This is a genomic window from Flavobacterium sp., assembly GCF_040382755.1.
Classification (GTDB): Bacteria; Bacteroidota; Bacteroidia; order Flavobacteriales; family Flavobacteriaceae; genus Flavobacterium.
Genome location: NZ_JBEIET010000194.1, coordinates 1 through 2,719, shown reverse-complemented (window position 1 = coordinate 2,719; position 2,719 = coordinate 1). Strand labels below are relative to the sequence as shown.

The window sequence follows — 2,719 nt, the reverse complement described above, 5'->3', positions numbered from 1 at the left end:
TTATTCAATTTCAGAAATTCTTATAGTATTTACCATTCCTTTATTGGCAATTGGCATAGAAGCTAAGTTAACTACCATATCACCTTTTCTAACGTATTTCTTTTCTTTACAAATTTTATTGATGTCGTCAATAGTATCATCTGTGCTTGTAAATTTATCGTAAAAAAATGCTCTTACGCCCCAAAGTAAATTTAATTGGGTTAAAATTCGTTCGTTTGAAGTAAACACTAAAATATGTGCGTGTGGTCGCCAAGCCGAAATTTGAAACGCGGTATAGCCACTATTTGTTAATGTAGTAACCGCTTTTGCATTAATAGTATCTGCCATAGCAGCTGCATTAAAACAAATAGATTTAGTAATATATCTATCATTTCTTTTTGTTGGTGCAATATGAGGCACATTAATAAGTGGAGAATCTTCTACACTTTCAATAATACTTGTCATGGTTTCGATAACTTGTACTGGATAATTTCCAACAGAAGTTTCACCTGAAAGCATTACGGCATCCGCACCATCCATAACCGAGTTGGCTACATCATTTACCTCTGCTCTTGTAGGCGTTAAGCTGGTAATCATGGTTTCCATCATCTGAGTGGCAACAATTACCGGAATTCGTGCTAATTTTGCCTTTAAAATTAGTTTTTTCTGAATTAAAGGTACTTCTTGCGCAGGTACTTCAACACCTAAATCACCTCGAGCTACCATTAATCCATCACAGGCAACAACAATCTCGTCTATATTTTCAACGGCTTCTGGTTTTTCAATTTTGGCAACAATCGGAATTTTATGTTCAGAATGTTCAGCAATTAAATCTTGTAAATCTTTAATATCTTCTTTTGTTCTAACAAACGAAAGTGCCATCCAATCTACTTTGTTTTCACAAGCAAAAATTGCATCTTTAATATCTTTCACTGTCAATGCAGGTAGCGATACTTTTGTGTTAGGTAAATTTACTCCTTTTTTAGACTTTAACGGTCCGCCCTGAATTACTTTACAAACTACTTCATCAACTCTATTGGTTTCAATAGCTTCAAACATAAGTTTTCCATCATCTAAAAGAATTCTTTCTCCAGGATTTACATCTTTTGGGAATTCTTTATAGTTCATGTATACTCTGTTTGCAGTTCCAGGAACATCTTCTGAAGTTTGGAAAGTAATAATATCACCTGGATTCACAACAACATCTTCTTTCATTACACCAACGCGTAATTTTGGACCTTGTAAATCGGCTAAAATAGAAGTGGTATAGCCAAATTCTGTATTTAATTCGCGGATAATATCTATTCTTTCTTTTACATCTGTATAATCAGCATGTGAAAAGTTAATTCTAAAAACATTAACTCCCGCGTCAATCATTTTTTTAATTACTTCTTTGCTACTACAAGCGGGACCTAATGTGGCAACAATTTTTGTTTTTTTTGTTGTATGCATCTTTAAAAAATTAAATTGTTTATCGATTTTAAATTAGTTGTATCTACTTTATAAATGGTAGAAACATTTTGTATGGTACTTATTTTTTTAATGACTTCTTCGCTTTTAAAGCTTGAATCTATATTGTCTATTTTTAATAAATAATCGGCTATTTTTAATTCTGGAATTAAATTCATTGTAATATTATCCTCAGAAAAGAAACCCGTATTATTTTGGTTCGAATTAAAATTGGTTTGATTTTTAATGAGTTCCCAAGTAATATCTTGGTTATAATCGTCATAACTAAATCTTGAAAATTTTCCCGTTCCGTTAGAAGATTTTATAGAAATTTCGTTATCATTTTTTGCCATTAAAACATTCAATTTTAAGTTTATTAAAAAGGTTAATTTAAAATCTTTTAAATTAGAATGAATCGCAAGTAACTCAAAATCATTTGATTCAAAATCGTCGAATGTAAGTTTAAGATTTGCCATTTATTTTTTTAATAATCGTAAAGATAGGAGTAAAAATTATTAAATTGTAGTAAAAAAGGTTTCTAAACTATTAAATTTTTAATTCAAACGTTGTAGTTGATAAAAAAATTTAGGATTTGTTTTCAATTTTATCTTGTAACGCAAAAAAAGCTCTTTTTGCAGCAGTTTCTTCTGCTTTTTTCTTAGAAGTAGCTCTGGCTTTGCTAATTACCTGATTGTCCATTAGTAATTTCACACCAAAATACTTTACGCCTTCTTTGCCATCATCTTCAAAAATATCAAATTTAAAAGTAATTTTTTCTTTTTGACACCATTCGATAATTAGACTTTTATAGCTAATTACTTTTCCTTCTAAACGTTCAATATCCACATATTGTTTGATGATTTTTTCTTGTATAAATTTCTCACAATACGGATAACCTTTATCTAAATAAATGGCACCAATGAAAGCTTCGCATAAATTGCCATGAATATTATCCCCAAAATGAGTTGGACTTACTTTACTTTCAATAAACTGTACTAAGTTAAAATCTTTTCCCAATTCGTTTAAATGCTCTCTACTTACAATTTTAGATCGCATTTTTGTTAAGTAACCCTCATCGCCAGTTGGTACTTTTTTATACAAATGTGCAGCAATAACGCTACCTAACATGGCATCACCTAAAAATTCTAATCGTTCGTAACTTATTGGAAATCCTTTTTCATCAGTTTGATTTGCAGAACGGTGCGTAAAAGCGTGTTTATAATAAATTTCTGTATTGGGCTTGAATCCCAAAATTTTGGTAATTTTTTCAAAAAAAACCCCGTCTTGATTA

The 2,719-nt window shown here is 30.5% G+C and carries 3 protein-coding genes; all 3 read right to left on the bottom strand.

The window, feature by feature from the left end; all coding sequences use genetic code 11:
- Positions 1–1,431 carry a pyruvate kinase gene (gene pyk, locus ABWO04_RS11045; protein ID WP_353079748.1) on the bottom strand — a complete coding sequence of 477 codons (1,431 nt, stop codon included), beginning with the start codon at positions 1,429–1,431 and terminating at the stop codon, positions 1–3.
- Between the two features lie 2 nt (positions 1,432–1,433).
- On the bottom strand, positions 1,434–1,904 hold the full coding sequence (locus ABWO04_RS11040) for an IPExxxVDY family protein (protein ID WP_353079747.1): 471 nt from the start codon (positions 1,902–1,904) through the stop codon (positions 1,434–1,436).
- Between the two features lie 109 nt (positions 1,905–2,013).
- A partial coding sequence (gene rnc, locus ABWO04_RS11035; RefSeq protein ID WP_353079746.1) for a ribonuclease III occupies positions 2,014–2,719 on the bottom strand: 706 nt, incomplete at its 5' end.

Coding starts and splice junctions, on each gene's coding strand:
- pyk (WP_353079748.1), bottom strand. CDS start 1,431: ATGCATACAACAAAAAAAACAAAAATTGTTGCCACATTAGGTCCCGCT.
- ABWO04_RS11040 (WP_353079747.1), bottom strand. CDS start 1,904: ATGGCAAATCTTAAACTTACATTCGACGATTTTGAATCAAATGATTTT.